This window comes from Helicobacter cinaedi PAGU611 (assembly GCF_000284635.1).
In the GTDB taxonomy this organism is placed as follows: Bacteria; Campylobacterota; Campylobacteria; order Campylobacterales; family Helicobacteraceae; genus Helicobacter_C; species Helicobacter_C cinaedi.
In genome coordinates, this window is the sequence record NC_017761.1 from 1600689 (window position 1) to 1619013 (window position 18325).

The 18325-nt window shown below is 38.2% G+C and carries 17 protein-coding genes; 9 read left to right on the top strand and 8 right to left on the bottom strand.

The window, feature by feature from the left end:
• The first annotated feature begins 77 nt into the window (after positions 1–77).
• The 9 genes from HCN_RS08100 to HCN_RS12415 all read left to right on the top strand — a co-directional run bounded on the left by HCN_RS08100 (position 78) and on the right by HCN_RS12415 (position 10624).
• The gene (locus HCN_RS08100) at positions 78–980 is read left to right on the top strand and encodes an aspartate carbamoyltransferase catalytic subunit (protein WP_014667597.1); all 903 of its coding nucleotides are present in this window, start codon (positions 78–80) and stop codon (positions 978–980) included.
• A gap of 447 nt (positions 981–1427) precedes the next feature.
• On the top strand, positions 1428–2759 hold the full coding sequence (locus tag HCN_RS08105) for an outer membrane family protein (protein WP_014667188.1): 1332 nt from the start codon (positions 1428–1430) through the stop codon (positions 2757–2759).
• A gap of 122 nt (positions 2760–2881) precedes the next feature.
• Positions 2882–3880, top strand: coding sequence for a phosphatidate cytidylyltransferase (locus HCN_RS08110; RefSeq protein WP_014667189.1), 999 nt, complete (start codon positions 2882–2884; stop codon positions 3878–3880).
• Positions 3881–3892: 12 nt separating this feature from the next.
• Positions 3893–4996 carry a 1-deoxy-D-xylulose-5-phosphate reductoisomerase gene (gene dxr / locus HCN_RS08115; protein ID WP_014667190.1) on the top strand — a complete coding sequence of 368 codons (1104 nt, stop codon included), beginning with the start codon at positions 3893–3895 and terminating at the stop codon, positions 4994–4996.
• A gap of 23 nt (positions 4997–5019) precedes the next feature.
• Positions 5020–6207 (top strand): M20 metallopeptidase family protein, encoded by a 1188-nt coding sequence (locus HCN_RS08120; protein WP_014667598.1) that lies wholly within the window; start codon positions 5020–5022, stop codon positions 6205–6207.
• 72 nt (positions 6208–6279) lie between these two features.
• On the top strand, positions 6280–7107 hold the full coding sequence (locus HCN_RS08125) for a hypothetical protein (RefSeq protein WP_232501860.1): 828 nt from the start codon (positions 6280–6282) through the stop codon (positions 7105–7107).
• A 295-nt stretch (positions 7108–7402) separates the two neighbouring features.
• Positions 7403–9574, top strand: coding sequence for a TonB-dependent receptor (locus tag HCN_RS08135; protein ID WP_014667192.1), 2172 nt, complete (start codon positions 7403–7405; stop codon positions 9572–9574).
• Between the two features lie 498 nt (positions 9575–10072).
• Positions 10073–10333 carry a hypothetical protein gene (locus HCN_RS08140; protein ID WP_014667193.1) on the top strand — a complete coding sequence of 87 codons (261 nt, stop codon included), beginning with the start codon at positions 10073–10075 and terminating at the stop codon, positions 10331–10333.
• A gap of 165 nt (positions 10334–10498) precedes the next feature.
• On the top strand, positions 10499–10624 hold the full coding sequence (locus tag HCN_RS12415) for a hypothetical protein (RefSeq protein ID WP_002955561.1): 126 nt from the start codon (positions 10499–10501) through the stop codon (positions 10622–10624).
• A 252-nt stretch (positions 10625–10876) separates the two neighbouring features.
• Here the strand turns inward: HCN_RS12415 and HCN_RS08145 are convergent, their stop codons facing one another.
• The 8 genes from HCN_RS08145 to HCN_RS08180 all read right to left on the bottom strand — a co-directional run bounded on the left by HCN_RS08145 (position 10877) and on the right by HCN_RS08180 (position 18120).
• Entirely contained in the window at positions 10877–11056 is a 180-nt protein-coding gene (locus HCN_RS08145) for a DUF1653 domain-containing protein (protein ID WP_002955559.1), read from the bottom strand.
• Positions 11053–11415: a hypothetical protein gene (locus HCN_RS08150; protein ID WP_002955558.1), complete on the bottom strand. Its 363-nt coding sequence runs from the start codon at positions 11413–11415 to the stop codon at positions 11053–11055. Before HCN_RS08150 ends, HCN_RS08145 begins: the two co-directional genes overlap by 4 nt.
• A gap of 177 nt (positions 11416–11592) precedes the next feature.
• Positions 11593–12285: a hypothetical protein gene (locus tag HCN_RS12130; RefSeq protein ID WP_014667195.1), complete on the bottom strand. Its 693-nt coding sequence runs from the start codon at positions 12283–12285 to the stop codon at positions 11593–11595.
• 115 nt (positions 12286–12400) lie between these two features.
• Positions 12401–12661 (bottom strand): ADP-ribosyltransferase-containing protein, encoded by a 261-nt coding sequence (locus HCN_RS08160; RefSeq protein WP_014667196.1) that lies wholly within the window; start codon positions 12659–12661, stop codon positions 12401–12403.
• A 34-nt stretch (positions 12662–12695) separates the two neighbouring features.
• The gene (locus HCN_RS08165; protein WP_230197819.1) at positions 12696–13127 is read right to left on the bottom strand and encodes a hypothetical protein; all 432 of its coding nucleotides are present in this window, start codon (positions 13125–13127) and stop codon (positions 12696–12698) included.
• 76 nt (positions 13128–13203) lie between these two features.
• A complete protein-coding gene (locus tag HCN_RS08170; protein ID WP_231900430.1) occupies positions 13204–13434 on the bottom strand; it encodes a hypothetical protein in 231 nt (76 codons plus the stop codon).
• Between the two features lie 46 nt (positions 13435–13480).
• Entirely contained in the window at positions 13481–15784 is a 2304-nt protein-coding gene (locus tag HCN_RS08175) for a putative barnase/colicin E5 family endoribonuclease (protein WP_014667198.1), read from the bottom strand.
• A gap of 11 nt (positions 15785–15795) precedes the next feature.
• Positions 15796–18120, bottom strand: a complete 2325-nt coding sequence (locus HCN_RS08180; protein WP_014667199.1) for a PBECR2 nuclease fold domain-containing protein — start codon at positions 18118–18120, stop codon at positions 15796–15798.
• Positions 18121–18325 lie beyond the last annotated feature (205 nt).

Consider the following 18325-nt stretch of genomic DNA (forward strand, 5'->3'; position numbering starts at 1 on the left):
TTCCTTTATTCTTGTTATTTAAATATTGTATCACAAACTTTGCTACAATGCCTAAACCCAAAAGCAAAAGGATTTGTATGCAAACGCCCACCCTAGCCCCAAAGCACCTACTCCGCACAAGCGACCTTAGCCTATCACAAATTGAATCTATCTTAAATAAAGCCCAAACCTACAAAGATATGCACCACAGGGAGATTCTCAAAAACAAAACCATTATTACCATTTTTTTTGAAAACTCCACACGCACACTTTCTAGCTTTGAGATTGCCGCTAAACGCTTGGGGGCTGATGTTATCCGCCTTGATGTAAGCAAAAGTTCCACGGCTAAGGGGGAGAGTATGTCAGATACCGCGGCAAACTTAAATGCAATGAAGCCAAATGCCATTATTATCCGCCATAAAAACGCTGGAGCAGGATACTATCTCAAGTCCCAAGTGAGCTGTCCTATCATCAATGGTGGCGATGGTGCACACGCCCACCCTACTCAAGCCCTGCTTGATTTGCTGACTTTAAAAGAGCATTTTGACAATGATTTGCATAATCTTAAGGGCAAAAAAATTGCCATTATCGGCGATATAAAAAACTCGCGTGTGGCAAATAGCAATATTGAATTGCTTTCACGCTTTGGTATGGAAGTGATTTTAGTAGCCCCACCGCATTTTCTCCCGCCTACCACCTTACGCACCACACATAATCTCCGTGAGATAGCCAAAGAGGTTAATGTCTTTATGAGCTTACGCACACAGACAGAACGCCACGATAAGCAAATCTATGGCTCACTCAAAGACTACGCCTCACAATATTGCTTGACTTTGGAGATTCTAGGTGATACAAATGCCATAGTTTTGCACCCCGGACCTGTGCATAGGAATATTGATATTGATGATGAATTGCTGAAAGATTCTCGTTGCAAGGTGCTAGAGCAGGTAACAAATGGGGTATGTGTAAGAATGGCGGTGCTAGAATTTTGCTGTGCTTGAGAGCATTAGAAAAAACTGATATAAATCAAGTAGAGAGTAGGATAAGACTAACGCGACCCCTTGAACAAGTCGCGTTATGGCTAAATCTTAGCTACACTTGACTACTATTACGCATAGTAGTATAATCGTAGCCAAGATTTTCTGGTAAATCTTATCCATTGTAACCTCCTTTGTAAAAGTAGGTTACGCTAAGAGAGGTTGCGACTCTCTTAGGCAACCTCTAAGCCACATTATATCACATTCCTAGATTTTACTTTAAGCATTTTATCAGTCTTAATTTTTGTGTTATTTTCGGCTACATCTTATCTCCGCACTTATGATTAAAAGAGAATTAATTAATTTTTGATTAAGTTTTTATTTTTTACAATGTCGCCCTTGTATTGTAAAAAATACATTTACTTTGTGTTAAATCTAGCACAACACCCACAAACAAAATAAGGAAAAAAAATGAAAAAGATTCTATACTCAAGCGTGGTTTTAGGGCTTGTAGCGACAAGTGCAAGTGCCTTTGACTACAAGGTAAGCGGCTCGGCGGAAAGCTTCACAAAATGGGGTTTTAACAATCAAAAGCTTAACCAACAAAGTGGTGCAGCTCCTACTGAAAGCTTTACGACAATCTTTTCACAGCTTAATCTCAATCTTGACTTAGGTGCAGGATTCAAGGCTGGATTTGGCGGGGCTATCGGTGGCTTGGCTTTTGACTCCACAGATGGAAAAGATCCAAATCAGCCTTTTAGTGCGGTGCGTAACGCGTATTATGGCGTTTCTTGGGATAGAAATAATAACAATGGCAAGATTCAAAACTACATGTTTCAAAATGCCTTTGTAGAATATGATAATAACACATTCTATGTCAAAGCTGGTCGTTATGAATCTGGTAAGGTTGGCGAGTGGTTTAGCGGTTACAATCAAGGTGCAGAAGCTGCCCTTAATATCAGTGCATTAAAAGTATGGGGCTTTCTCTCAAACCGCCGTGCATTTGCGTATGATAAATGGTTTAATGACTTCTACCGCGTTCACGGAAAATATAATGACAGCATTGCTACGCGAAACACCTATGCAGCCGGGCTTGATTTGAACTTTGGCGGACTGACTATCGGTGCGTTCTCTTACTTTACACCGGGGCATTTTACTGCACCGGGTGCAAATGTAACCTTTCAGTCAAATCCAAGCTTTGAAGGACAAGGATTCAACGCTACGACAAAAATCCGCTTCCTTGCACCGATTGCTGATGAAAATAAAATTGGCACACAAAGCGGTAGAGATTGGGGCGAAATCGGCAAATACTCCTACACACTTTATATTGATCAACGCTTTGATGTAGATAAGCTCTTCTTTGGTGTGGGCTATTATCAAAACTTTGGCAATGCTAATGAGCTTATCGGGCGTTGGGGGAATCCTATCGGTATAGATATTTGGACAGCTGGAGCGTATGATATAGGCAATGCGTTAAATGATATTATAGGTAGAAATGCCATAACAGGCTTTGGATACCTTGGGGCGAACTATGGTAGCTTTGATTGGAAGTTTATCGGGCGTGGGACAAACAGCCCAAGAAGTGCGGAGCAAAGCGTAGCCTTGCTTCTTAACTATCAAATTAGAGAAGACATTGCCATTGGTGGTAAGCTAGAGTGGTTTAGCGATACCACAAAGGCTGGATACAAATCAATCGTATGGGGTGATGCGAAACAGAGCGAATATGGTGGAGGCAAATCAGATACAAAAAAACGCACAGATGATAGAAGCCACGCATTCTTCTATATCCGCCATACTTTTTAAAATATTTTTGCAGTTAGTCTAAGGGCTAACTGCCCCTTGATGTCTTAATTTCCCCACAACTTCTTAAAAACTCACAAACTTTATGCTACAATGCACCCCCACAAACACAAAAAAGGACACAAATGAAAGAACATACCACACAAGAAAATAGCGTAGAATCTACACAAATAGAATCTACAAAGCAAGATTCTGCCCTTGAGATAAAGCAAGATTCAAAAAAAGTGAAGCAAAAATCAAAACAAAGACCAAAAAATGTGGAGCAAGATTTAGCCCATAATACAGATACAAAAACAGAGCATTCCCACACTTTGCAAGATACGCTAAAAATGAAATTCCTAGCGGATAAAGCACGATTTATTACCGCCTTTATCCTTATTGGAATCTTAGCCCTTGTGCTGATTATAGATTCTCCACTGCTTACTTGCGTGGTGCTTGGAGTGTTGTGCCTTGTAGGTGTGCAAGAATCTTTGAGCTTATACAAGCTAGAATCTGCTCCGCATTATTATATTTTTACCTTTTTTATTTGGGTATTAGCCTATATCAATGAACGCGTTGTAGAATCGGCTTTTATCGTGCTTGTGATGTATGCGTCATTTTTAGCCTATTCTAAAAAAATCTCACCTAAAACAATGCTGCCTTTTATCTACCCTATCATTCCATTTTTGAGTATTTATGCCCTATATAAAGACGCTGGGGGAGCTGGAATCTGGGTGATTGTGTGGCTTATTATCATCGTGGCATTTACTGATACAGGTGCGTATTTTGGCGGTAAAGCCTTTGGCAAAACGCCCTTTTGTGAAACTTCGCCTAAAAAAACCATAGAAGGCGTGATTTGCGGTGTGGTATGTGGCGTGATATTTGGCTCACTTGTGGGGATTGGCACTTGTGGGAGCTTTTTATACTCTATGATGATTACTTTTGTTGTCTCAATCGCTTCCGTCTTTGGCGATTTGTTTGAAAGCTATCTCAAACGCGAAGCGGGGGTAAAGGATAGTGGCTCACTGCTCCCCGGACACGGCGGTGTGCTTGATAGACTTGATGCGGTGCTTTTTGGTGCGGTGGTAATGCACTTTTTGCTGTATTTTCTGCCCGGTTATAGAGAAATGGCGATAGTGTTGTAAAAAAAGAATCTTATGATACTCCTTGGCAGCACAGGTAGCATAGGCACAAACACACTTGAAGTCGCACAGACTTTTAACTATGAAGTAGAATCGCTCTGTGCTGGGAAAAATATCGCTCTTTTAAATAAGCAAATTGACATTTTTAAACCAAAAAATGTTTGCATTGCTGATAAGGCGGATTCTCACAAGCTCATCGCTGGGGATTATAGGCTATTTTTTGGGGAGAGTGGAATCTTAGAGCTTATAGAGCATTCAAAATCCCCCCTTGTTGTGAATGCCTTAGTGGGCTTTGCAGGATTAAAACCAAGTCTAAAAGCGTTAGAATGTGGCAAGAAACTAGCCCTTGCAAACAAAGAAAGTCTTGTCAATGCAGGCTGGCTTTTTAGGAATGCCAATCTCACGCCCATTGATAGCGAACATTTTAGCCTGTGGTATCTCTCTCACACTCGCCCTATTGCAAAGCTTTATATCACTGCAAGTGGTGGGGCATTCCGCGATTATCCGCTTGAATCTATCCCCACAGCTTCCATAGCGGACGCACTCAAACACCCAAATTGGCAAATGGGACATAAAATCACCATAGATTCCGCCACAATGGCAAATAAACTTTTTGAGATTTTAGAAGCAAGGTGGCTTTTTGACACAAACGATATTAATGCCTTTATAGAATCTAGCTCCACAGCCCACGCCCTTGTAGGCTTTAAAGATGGCAGCCTTACAATGCACTTAAGCCACCCTGATATGAAGCTCCCCATTGCCTATGCCCTAGATTCTACTCTAGCACCGCTCACGCCCTTTGTCCCCGAGCTTGACCCACTATCATTGCATTTAGAGTTTAAGCCCATTTGTGAAAAAAGGTATCCGCTTTGGGCGTTAAAGAGTGAGATTCTAAGCACACCACAAAAAGGCATTATTTTAAATGCGAGTAATGAAGTGGCGGTGAGTGCCTTTCTACAAAACAAAATCAATTTTGGCAAAATAAGTGAGCTAGTATTAAAGCTTATGAATGACTTTGCAGGTTTTGACTTCACAAGCTTAACGGATATAGAATCTATTAGTGCTTTAGATTCTAAAGTGAGAGTAAAATCGCAGGAATGGATAAATAAAAATACATAGCAACGCCACAATAAAGGAGTATTATGCAAGATTTTATAATAGATTCTAAACTTTTAGCTATGAAAGAGCTTGGCGAATCCTTCCGCCATAGTCTGCATAAAATCCCAGAAAGCTCTGGGGCAGAGTATAAAACAAGTGCATTTTGTCAAGATGTGCTAAAAAAGGCGGGGTTTAAAATCACCACATTTGAAGGCTACACTGGCTTTTTAGCGGATTTGGATATAGATTCTAAACTCCCACGCATTGCTATCCGTGCGGATATGGACGCCCTAGAGATGAATGACTTAACCAACAACGAGCATACTTCCACACACAAGGGCTTGGCACATAACTGCGGACACGATTTACATATGGCAATCGCCCTTTTGAGTGCGTGTTTTATTATTCAACATAAAGAAAAGCTCTCCTGCAATGTCCGCTTTATCTTTCAAATGGCAGAGGAAAAAGCCCATATCCCCGGGGCTAATAAAATGGTGGAACTTGGCTGTATGGAGGGGGTTAATGAAGTGTATGCCCTGCATAATGACGCCTCACTGGAATATGGCAGTGTGAAAATTAATAATGGCATTATGAGTTCTTTTGGCACGATTTGGAATCTTAGCATTCAAGGCAGAGCCGCTCATAGCTCCACACCACACAAGGGCTTAGATGCGATTTATGAAGGGGCTAGAATCCTAATGGATATGGAGCATATCATCGCTAAAAAGACAAGCCCATTTGCTCCAGCGGTGTTTTCTTGTGGCGTGTTTCAAGGTGGCTCTATCCCCAATGGCATTGCAGAATCCGCCTTGCTTAAAGGCACAATTCGTGCTATGGATAAGGAAACTGATGAGATTTTAAAAAATGCGTTTAAAGAGATAGAAAAGCAAAGTGCATTGCGGGGCTTTAAGACGCGGTTTAGCTATGATGGGTATCCGGCGATTTTTAATCACGCTGTGTGTGTGCAACGCCTTGTAGAATCTGCACAAAAAGTGCTAAAAAACCATAATATGCTTTATCAATCCTGTGAGCCGATGAGTGCGAGTGAGGACTTTAGCTATATGATAGAAGCGTGCAGGGATAAAAAGGGGGCGATGTATTTCCTAGGCAGTGGGAATGCGAAAAAGGGCATTTGTAACTATCTGCATTCAAACCCCTACTATGTGGAGGATAAAGCCATTCTTGTTGGTGCACAAATATGGATAAATCTTATTTTGAGCTTTGGCAAATAGGCTTTGTGTGGGCTTTGGTGCTATGCTAGATTCTAGTAAGTTTAATAGGCTGTGTAGGGAGCAATTGCAGATATGATGATATTGCTTGTTATCCTTGGGGGTGTTGTTTTACTCTATGTGATTTTGCCCTTGCTTGTGCTTTTGCTCCTTTATTTTTTTATTTCCAAACTCAATAGGTATTCTCTCAAGACTAGGCAAAAGCGTTTAGATTCTACTCATTTAGCACAAAGAGGCCAAATGCCCCTGCATATTAGAATCTTTGGCACAAAGCTATGGACTAAGAGTGAAACAATCGCTTATTGTTTGGTGCTAGAATGTGCTTTGGCGATTATGCTTTTTAGCCTAGATTCTATGCTAAGGGTGCAGTGGCATAGTGGCTATGAGCGGTATAATGAGCTTTGCAACATTGCTGAAGGGCAAATGGATTTCCCCTTGCAAGATTCTCCGCAAAAATACAGCCAAATTTTTAAGCTAAAACATCTCTTTTACTCCACGCAGCTTGAGAGATTAGATAAAGATGAAAAAGAAGCCTTTTACTTAGGACGCTTGAAGTTTAGTCCAAAAACGATAACAGAGAAGGAGTTTTTAAGCTATCTTGACCCAAATAAGCCAACATACCCACCTAGAGGCAATCCAACGCTATATAGCTGGGAATTTACAGGCAGCGAAAGTGAGCTGAAAACAGAATCTAGCGTGTTGCAAAGGCTTTTATTTGGAAGCTTTAGCATTTCTTATACGCTTTATGTCTCATCACATTCGCCAAATATAAGCAGTATGCGGGATATTAAGACAATGCGTTTTGGTGTAAAGTGGGAGTATAGGACTTTGCTTCACACTTATTTTGTAGGTATTTTAAGCAATGCCAATAAAGGTGTGCAAACTTGTGGCAAAAAGTGGTGAAAGAGCGTTGTAAATTGAATGATACAAAGCAATCTAGCACAACTAGGGCATTAAAAAGCTAGAATCTAAGGTGGTTTAGGCTTACTTTATCGCAATAAAACAATAAAAGCAAAGATTCTAAGGTGTTTTTTGTTTCATTTTTACCCACACTTCTCTTGCCTTACTCTTTTGTTTATTTTGTTTATAAAATAAAAATAATTCTTATATTTTTTATTTAACTTTAAATTTAGAATATTATACTTCCACTCCATAAATCTAAAAAAAGATTTATATACCACAATACAAAGGAAATATGATGAAAAAGTATCTCTTGTTTTTTGCCGCATTGTCTTCTTTGGCACAATATGCTTTTAGTGATGATTTTAATTCTCAAAATGAAGCCCAAAAAGAAGCTCATAAAAAAGTTAAGCTTGATACTTCCATAGTCAAAGCCACGATGATGAATTCCAAGCTTGATGAGCTAAACCGCAATGTGTATGAGATAGATAAAGAGAGTATCACAGACAAAGGCTATCGCTCAACTGAAGATATTTTCCGCTACACGCCATTTGTGGGACTTAGCAATGTTGGGCTAGGAAGCAACCTTGACTTACGCGGACAGGGCAATCGTGCTAACACCTCCGTGCAGGTGCTGATAAATGGAATCTACTCCAATATGCTAGATTCTAGCCACGGCGTTACTCCGCTTAATACCCTATCCCCCTCAAGTATAGAATCTATTGAGATTCTGCCCGGTGGCGGGGCGGTGATGTATGGGAATGGCACACGCGGCGGAGTAGTCAATATCATCACGCAAAGGCGGTATGAAGAGCCATTTTTCACAGCGGGGTTAAGCTATGGCAACACAATAGCTTCAACTGGACATAGCTACAATGCCGATGCGAAGTTTGGCACAAAACTTGGAGATAGGACTTATATTTCACTAGGAGCAGCTTATATCAATCGTGGCGGACCTAGAAGTGGAGATAAAACAAGTGGCGCACAAGCAAATATGGGGTTAATGTATGATATTACACAGGGGGGGGGGGAGCATAGTGTGAGCTTTGATGTGGATTATTTTAATGGCATTATCCGCACAAGCCCGAATAATTCCTTTATGGATATTAAAAACCCAAGTAAAGATGATAGGAAAAGCCCCGGCAATGGCAGTTTGCATAACACACAGCAACGCCTTGATGTGAGCCTTGGCTACAAGGGCGAGTTAAGCGAAAACTCAAAGCTTGATATAAAAGCCTTCTATCATCTCAATCGTATCAACTATATAGATTCTCTTACAAGGCTAAGTTCATTTAGCGCTATGGGTCAAGTGTCTTACAATGCTTCAGCAGATCAAAGTGGCTCTCTCTTTGATGATCAAAAAGCTGGAATCACCGCAAAATACGATCTCAAACACACAAATGGGCTTTTTATCCTAGGAGTACAATCTATTTGGAATCGCGGCAAACGCACGATGGATCAAATGATTAATGCAGTGGGGGGAAGCTACAAACATAGAATCCTTGTGCCATTTGTTGGCACAAAATGGAGCAATGCCCTTTATGCCTTGGAAAAATACGACTTTAGCAAAAGCTTCTCGCTCACAGGCGGGGCGAGATATGAATACGCGTATTATGATATAGATGTAAGCTATTTTAGTGATATGACTATATCTAATACTACTAATACTACTAATACTACTAATGGCTCACTTACAGACTCACTTCATAACTACGCCCTAGAGCTAACGCCAAGCTATCGCTATTCAGATTCTGGAAATATGTATGCTAAGTATGAGAAAGGCTACTTCTCCCCTAGCCCAAGTTCTATGCTTAGACGCAATGGGAGCGGAAGCGGGGCTTCCTACACTGCCACAAATCTCAAAAAAGAAACATATGATACCTTTGAGCTAGGCATAAAGGACTTTTTGGGAGATTCTGTAATGTTAAGTGCAAGTGCGTTCTACACATTAACACATAATGAATTTTACACGCAGGGCAACGCCCACTCTGTCAGTGGTGTAACTTATGGTAACTATGACAAAACCCAGTGTGCAGGCTTAGAGCTATTCGCTGAACAATATCTCTTTGGTGGGGGCTTAAGTTTGAGTGAAAGCTTCACCTATATAGATGCAAGAATCTTACAAAACAATGGGGCAAGTGCAAATCTCAAAATCCCCTATGTGAGCAACTATAAAGGCACAATCGGTGCAAATTTAGCCCTTGGCAGAATCTTTAGCCTTTGGAGCCAAAATACATTTTTTGGCACAAGCTATGACATTACGCAAGAAAAGATAAAGCCTTATAGCCTTACAGACATCGGGCTAAATGCGAAGTTTGGCGATCTCTCTTTGAGTGCTGGGGTAAGAAATGTCTTTGATACTTTCTATTATAGCTACTATAACCACGATTCTAAAGACCAAATCGCCGGATATGCTTTCCTTATCGGGCAGGGGCGAAGTGCGTTTATTGAGGGACGATATACATTTTAAGGCTTTAGTAGAAACTAGATTCTGCGTTGTGGAATTTTAGTAGAATCTAGATTCTACAAACACCAATTCTTAATCGCAAACCCACTTCCAGCAAAACCCCTAAAATTCCTAAAATAAGGCTTCTTTCATCAGGCTATAAAATTATAGGCTATTTATCATTTTTCACGCTTTACGCTTCGCACACAAGGCATTTGGCACAAAACTTGACACACTTTTCAAAAAACACGATTCCTTAAATCAAAATCGCCGCAGTCATACCACAAATTTGCCACTTTTTGCAAAAATCTCACAAACAAACCGCACAATACCCTTACACTCGCTATTCCAAAGGCTAACATTTCTGCCACCATTACGCATAATCCAGCCTATCCCACCACTTCACACATCATTAACACACTACGCACAAGCACAGCCCAAAGCCAATAAACCACGCTACAAACGCTATTTCAAGCACACTTCAAACCCTAGAGCAAAGCCCAAAAACGCCAAATCGCATTTTTGCATTTGCAATTTTTTTCACAAAAATCAAAAATCTTTGCAAATTATTCCACAATCCACGCAAAACAAATTATTTTAAAAGCAAAAACATACACGCCAAAAATCCCCACCACTTCAAATGTGGGTGATGTGGGCGGAGTGAGAACGGACAAAGCAAATGTGGGTGGCGGACAAAAAGGGCAGCAAGACAAATCAAGGCGAGGCAAGGCAAAATGTGGGCGAGATAGAAAAAGCGATGGTGAAAACACAAAGCAAATGTGAGGCAATACAAAAACACCAAAGCGGGGTAAAGCAAATGTGGGGCAGGTGCAAAAACACAAAACAAAGGTAGAAAAAATGTGTGGGGCTGGGCAATCACGCAATGCAAAAACGCCAACGCAAAGCAATGCAAACAGAGCTAATTAAAATGTGGGTGGGAGCAGGTCAGTGAGTGTTAGAAAAGTGGGGCAAATCAACCAAATGGTTCAAAATGATGGAAATAGGGAAGTTTTAAGGAGTCCGCAAAGATTTAGTTACCAAGAAAAACTCGGCAACTCAAAACAAGAGCAATAAGGAATTGTCTAGATGCTAACAGAGATTTTAGAATCACGCTTTACCTTGCTTCATTTTCTGCTCCTGCTTCTAAAATTTCTCCCAAAGTAATCTCAATATCGTGTATCACTTTATGTAAATAAATAATCTCATCTAGTGTTTTGTTACTTTCTTTTATCCTTTTTATTTTTTCATTTAATGCCACGACAATAGATGCAATAGATAATGTCAAGCACACAATAATGATATTTCAAGCTATATCACACATTTTTTCTACTCCTTAATCTTACTAAATTTGCATATAAACTCCCTTAGCAAACGCACATACAAAACACCATATCTATCAGTATATATCACACAAAGCAAGTCCTGCGTATCGCTTTTAAACTCTGCTAGATTCACCACCTTATACCGACCACCTTTTTTGTTGTGCGTATAAAAATCACCTATCATTCTTTACTCTTATCTATTTCAAAAGCCACCCTAGAGCAAAATATCCAAATCCCAAGCCAAAGATAAAGCTTACAATCATAGCAGTATAAAAAATCGCCCTTTCCGCCTTTTGCACCTGTGAATCTGTGTAGGTTTTCAAGTCTTTTTTTTAAGTGTATTTTATAATTGCCATAACCATCTATAACGCAATCACTTATGGGATAATACCCAACTTCTGCGTATTTTTGCACTTCTGCAACAAAACATTCTTTATTGCTTTTTTCTATTGTGACAAAGGCTTCATTGCTATAGATAGAACGCAAGATAATCACAGCTATAAACAAGGCTATTGCTAAAATTACAATTATGCCTATTATCATACTCTATTACCTTCTTACTTATTTGTTAGAATTTTGTTAGAATCCGCTCCGCCTATGCTAAAAGCGGGGCTTATGGGTTATGATAAACACCACAAGGAAGCGTGTTTATTGTATAAGTATTTTTGATAAAAAAGGAGGGTTAAAATGTGAAAGATGTGTGCAGGTGGTTGTTTTTGATTAATTTCTTATTGTTTTTATAATTTTTTCTGCAAGTAGGCGGTATCTATTAAAGGAATCAAGCCTAGCCATATCATTTCCTATACTGCCATATTCTTTTGCACGAATTTTGTGTAGTTCCTTTTGAATGCTGTTGTCTTGGTCTAAACTTTTATTTTGTTCTTGTAGTATAAAAAAATCTTTAACAATTATCTTGTATAAATCAAGTGCCCCTCTTTTAAAATGATTACAAGCTCTTGCAAGATTTTCTTGCTTACCTGATTTGTAGTAGCGAGAATAGATATGGGATATTGCGTTGTGAAATTCCATTAAAAATTGTCTCGGAATCACCATTTGCTCTAATTTAATCATTTTTTTTTCCTTTGTCTGTTCTAAATATTTGTTGTAAGCCTTTATCTCTTTCTTATGTTTTACAAGGTAGAGATACAATACTTTTATTCTCCGCCTACTATCATACTCCAAAGCTGATAGGATTAAGGTGATAGGCAAACACACCAAAAAGCTCACGCAAGATAATAATTTTAGTATGCAATCCTTGACTTCTAGCAATGGTGAAAAAATATGTCTTAGATTATTTCTCACACTCACTTTTGGGATAGCTCTGTGGTAATGCTCTATCCTATACTCACCAAGCTCATCTGTTTCACCCAAAGCTTCTGCAAAGTCTTTGATTGTGGATTCTTTAAGTTTCATTGTTGCTCTCCTTTTTTTCTTTAAACATCTTGCTCACACACAGGGGCATTATAAAAAAATGGATTTTGAAAACAAAAGGGTTAAATGGTTTTATTGGGGGGTGGGTGTGAAAATATTATGGATTTCTGCTTTTTTTAGATTCATTAAGCGGTGCATTCATTGAAAAAGGATTTTTCATATTCAAAAAGACTTTATAGAGACTGCCTTTATTGGCAGATAATGTGTCTATAGTGTATTTATCAGCAAAGGCTTTATTATCACTAAACCAAAATCCTATATCAAATTTGCCTTTTTCTTGTCTTTCAAATATTTCAAAGCCTTTTTCTTTGCTTCCGTGATAAAACACTTTAGGCACTCCATTTTCATCTTTTGTCAAAGGGCTTGAGTCCTTATGCCATTCTAGTAAGTCTTTAGCTTTTTTGCGGATTAAATTTAAATTTTTCTTGCACCTTTAGTATAGGATTTTTAAATTCCATTTTGTCTTTAAGGTTTCTATCACTATAAAATGTTATAATTTCTTCCGCGGATTCAAGGTGTGAGTCGGAGGTTGTGCCACCACCTTGTATCTTGCTTACTAGTCTAAATCTAACACCCTCTTTGTTTTCCCACTCGTAGATTCTAGCTTCTTGTCCGCTTTTTTGCTTTTCTACAAAAGGCTCATAATCTTTTAAAAAAGTTCTTAAATCTTTCCCTAGATTCACCAACTCTAAATCTGTAACATAGCCCTCTTTTGTAGAATCTTGTAAATGTTCTATTTTGATATGCTTTGCACCCTTTCTCTTTTGTGAATGCTCTAAATGATAGCCTTGCGTCAATTTTAGGGCTTCATCTACCGCTCTCAAATCCTTTTGTATCAAAACAGCATTTTTCCCATTGAACGCTACATTATAGATTCCCTTTTGCTCTTTTTTCTCTAGCTCACTTTATCATCACTTTTGCTTGGACTATTCTACCCCTTTCATTTTGGATTATATAGCGTGGTTCTAACGCACTTAAAAGTGGATATTTTGCCTTTGCTTTATCAAAGCCTTGTGCTAGAGTATCGGCTAGTTCCCTTGCCACCGCTTCTTTTAGCTTTGGATTATTTTTTAAGTATGTAAAGCCTTGAGTAACTGCCTTGCTTCCTATCACTCCACCTAGCAATCCCAACGCAAACTTTTCAGGGCTAAAGGTTAGATTACCATTTTCATCACTCTCAATTCCCGCTCACACTTCCACCCACCAATCCACTGCCTAAATGGGCGTTAGATTGATAGATATTAGGACTAGATTCATTAAAATACTTGCCATTTACGCCTTGATTATCAATATGCTTTATTTGATTGGAATCAAAGACTACAATCGTGTCGCCTAGCTCTTTTATCCCATCGTATCCTAATTTTTTCAGTTCATTTTTAAATACTTCTGCTTTGCTTCTATATCTATCAAAATTTGTATCCTTTAGTATATTGAAAACATTAATTTCATTTCCCCATTTTTGCAAGGTATCCAGCTTAAACTCATAATCCTCTTTGCTAAAAATCTTTTTAAGCACTTCTAAATTTTTCTCATCATTGAAATCAAATATATTTTTTGCTTTGAGAAAAACTTCATATCCGTGCTTCCCTGCTTGATTGCCTCTAGCCATAGCGTATAAATCTGCATCATCCGCATTACTGCTAAACCAAAATTCCCATTTTGTTTGGTCTTTTTCACTTAAAAATACTTCAAAAGGTTTATCAGTTTCGCTTCCGTGATAAAACACTTTAGGCACTCCATTTTCATCTTTTGTTAAAGGACTAGAATCTTTATGCCACTCTAGCAAGTCTTTAGCTTTTCTCTCATCGTAATTAAACTTTTTCATAGTAGATTCTAGGGTTTGTTGTGGTATAATGGCGTTAGAGTTTAAAGGCAGAGTCTCGCCTTTTGTAAAATCGCTAGAGTTGATGGTCTTAGCCATTTCTCTTTCATCTTTATAAGCCGTAATAATCCATTTATTTTGTGTAGGTTCGCCTTTCCAATTTCCTTTTAGTCCTACTTTAAAAATCTCACCATTTTCTTTTGTGTATTGTAAAGTTGCCCTATCGCTATTTTTTACCACTTCCCCATTTTGTATAATCTCATCTAGCTCTTTTGCTATATCCTTAAACTCACTCCCGTGCTTGTCTAAAATATGCTTTAATCCAAAGTTAGAATCTCCCCATACTAAATCAATATCCCCTAATTCTTTGCGATAAAATGCCCCGCTCACTTGCCCTTGTCTTTCTGCTAGTAGCTTTTGTATTGCAGATTCTCCACTATGATAATGTTCTGCATAATTTGTGCCAAATTCTTTTAAAGGTTTAATGTTTAACTCTTCTTGTATTCTTAGCCTATTTTTACGCAGTGAGTTTATAGCAATATGTTCGCTTAAGTCTTGTATGTCCCCTTTTTTAAGCCTTGCTTGAAACTTCCCAAATGCCACTTTAAAGCTAGGTTTGTTTATATCCAGTTCTTTAAAGCCAAGCTCTTGTGCTTTATCTCTAAGGGTATTAAACAATAAAAGCTCCGCGTGTTTGGCTGTATTTTTAAAAGGCTTGTCTTTAAAGTCGTTTAAAAGCTGTGTTGTAACTTCTTGTATTGTATCTGTATCTTTGACATAGGCTTTTAGCTCATTTGCTAAGTGTTGCTCATATAGTCGTGGGAAATCTTGTATAAGCTCTTTATACTCTTGTGGCATTGCTTGATTGAAATATTGCTTTTCTAGCTGGATTATTTCATCAGGCTTGAAAGCGTGGTGTAAATACTCTTTATCAGGATTCTTACTCTTTGCGATTTGTTGCCTTGACTGCTGTATTTTTGTTTGCAATGCACTTAATTGCGGATTGTCTTGTATAGAATCTTTTATGGTTTGTGGCTTACAGAATTCATCAATAATGCCTTTTAGCATTTGATGTTCATCACTGCCTAAAACCTTTGCGTTGTTATGAAAGCCACCCATTAAAATACGCTTATTTTCTAGCTCTTTATATTGTGGCATTTTACTTTCATATATATTGAGTATATCTTGTTTATGTTTGAGCAAATCTTTTGCTAGAGTTTGTTGGTCTTGTGGGAGAGTATCATAATGCTTTTTTGCATAATCTAAATATTCTCTTACTTTTGACAAAGAGTATTCAACATCATATATATTTGTAAGATCTAGCACTTGATTTATCTCGCTTTGTTTAAATCCTATGTCTTTTAATATTCTGCTAAACTCATCTTTTGCGGTGTTGTGCAAGGCTTCATTTGCTTCTTGTATTTTCTCTTTTGCAAAGTGTGAGAGATAAATCGCACTCGGTTCGTGTCCTTCAAAATATTCTAATGCTTTAGGATAAGCCTTTACAAAATCATCTTTAAAATATTGAAAAGTTTTTGCTGGGTCGCTATTATCCTTTGGCATTTGTGGTATAATGGTGTTAGAGAACGGCACTTGATTTGTCTCTGTGAATGCCCCAGATGTCGGTAAGGCTTCCGCATTTTCCGCTTTATATATCATTTTTCCATTTTTTAGCTTATTTGTATTGTTTTATCAGTCTTTGGTGAGTTGCTAATGATAGTTATATGCGTATCAAAGTCTTTCCCTATGCTTGTAAGATATAAATCATCTTTTATTTGCTTAGCAAAAATAAACTCACTTTCATCTTGTAGGACAATCTGTGGCTTCTCTAAAGTCTCTTTTATTTGCGGTATATACTGCTCCCTACCTTTTTCTATAATCTTATACAAACTCCCTTTTGTTAGCTTAATTTCGTTACCTATGGCTTCTTGTAATTCTTGCGATAGTTGTGGTATGTAGCTTTCATCAAGGCTTTTAAGATTAAAAGTTTCTAACCATTGCTGTTGCACTTCTTTTGTAAGCGTGTGTTCTTTACCTTTTGTATCAGTAAAAATAATGTCGCTAGAATCCACTTTTTGCGGTGTAGATTCTAAAGTGTCAGTTTCTATGACTTTAGCTTCTATGCTAGATTCTACTTTGGATACACTGCTTTGTGGATTAGCTATACTTTCCCTTAGCTCCCTTAAGCGTGGCATTAGTTGGCTTAAAGCACTTTGACTTTGGGTAACCTGCCCTTGATTGATAAGATATTCTAAAAAGTCATATATATCTACTTCACTTAAAGCCTTGCCCTGTGTAAAAAATGTTGGCTGTGTGGCAAGTTCTAAGGCTTTTGGAGCTTCTTTTAAGCACTCATATAGAGCAGAGCTTGGATTCTCCTGCCTTGAAAATTTTGCTAGGGCTAATCCAAAGGCTTGAGCGGTGAGATTTTCTATTTTGTTAGAATCTAGCACAAGGGCATTTTTTAAAGCTTCTTTGTCTTTTGCGATATTTAAAAAGCTTTCAATATCACTAATCAAATGTGTATAATCCACTTCCCTTGTAGGATTTTGCTTTGCGGTGTAATACATCGCATCGCTTAATATATCTCTAAATTCTAAGTTTTTAAAGCTAGGATTATTGGCGAGATTATAAAAGCTTCCTGCATTATCTACATACATATTGATGATTTTATTTTTATATTCACTATTGCCTTTTATGGAATCTAGGCTTTGTAAGATATTGCTATTTTTTCCATTTCTCGCTAGGCCTGTTAAAAGGGCTAGATTTGGCTCAAAGGTATTAAGCCCATTGCCTTGCTTATCTATATGTTGGCTCACAAGGCTTTTTAGTCCATTGACATTTTCACTACTCAAAGCTTTTGGCAAGGTAGCGATATTTTGTCTATAAAGGCTAAGGGTGGAGAGAGCTTTTTCGCCCATTGTGCTTTCTCTACCGATATTTGAGCTAAAAGCAAGTTGAAGTATTTGCTTATCACTCATATTTTCTTTTAATCTTCGCACGATGATTTCATCATTTTCTAATGCCACGCCGAGAAACTCTTTTGCCCCTTGCTTATACTTTTGCTGTGCAGTCTCTGCATTATGTGTTTGTGCGTTAAAAATCTGCCTTAAGGCTTCGCTTCTGTGATTCCTACTTACGACCTTGCCATCTCTTGTGATGATAGGCACTCCATTTACTCCGCCCTCTTGGTAGAATATAAGTTCAGGTTTAAAGTCATTAACAATATTTGCTATTACACTCTCTTGTTTGATAAGTCGCCCCTGCGTGTTTGAGTTATCAAAGTTTGGCTTTATATCACTAAGTTTAACTACTGCAAACTCCGCTTCAAATGGAGCAGTCTCATCATTTAGCACTATACTTGTATCTCTTATGGGCTTGTAGAGTATATCCTGCCCCTTATCTAATGGCACTTCATCAGCATTTTTGCCAAGTCTAGCTTCTTTTAGAGCGATAATCTCATCTCTTTTAGCTTGAGTTTGTGCAAAATACTCTGCCATCTCTTGTTGTGCTTTGGCTTCTTTTTGTATTTGGCTTTGTATTTGTGTGGAATCTAGCTTTTCTATTCCAGCTTTGCTACTCTTTTGTGGTATAATGTTCTTATCGGTTGCGTTAAAAGTCTGTAACGCATTAAGGCTTTCAGCAGAAATAGTTTTGTTAGCACCGATTTTTTCTAACTGCGAGATAGATTCTATTTGTCTAGCAAGTTTATTTTCTAGCTCATCTTTGGCAAACTTCTCTAAGCTTTCTTGTAAGATGAGTTCATCATAGCTATTTACTTGCTCTATGTGATTGCTTTGGATATAGACATTTTCTAGCCTATCTTTTGAAAGTAGGAGTTTTTCTCCATTATCTAGCTCTACTACACTGCGTAAAACATTCCCATCTTGTTGCCATTTTAGGTTGTTTGTGGTAGAATTTGTATTGCTAAGGTGATATTGTTGTGGGTAGCCCTGCTCTAAACTAGGATTAGAGATAGATTCACTCTTTGCCACTTCATCTGCATTGTGCGGATATGGGTTAGCCTTAGCATTTTTGAGTAAAACCTCCTTATTGTAATTTCCCTTAGTTTTCCATAGACTTTAAAAATGAGTTTATCCTGCCCTAATAAAGCTTCCTCAATGGCTATATGATACCCATTAATTTGTTTTACATAAATCACGCTTTTATCTGTGAAAAATTGCTCGTCATATTCTTGCG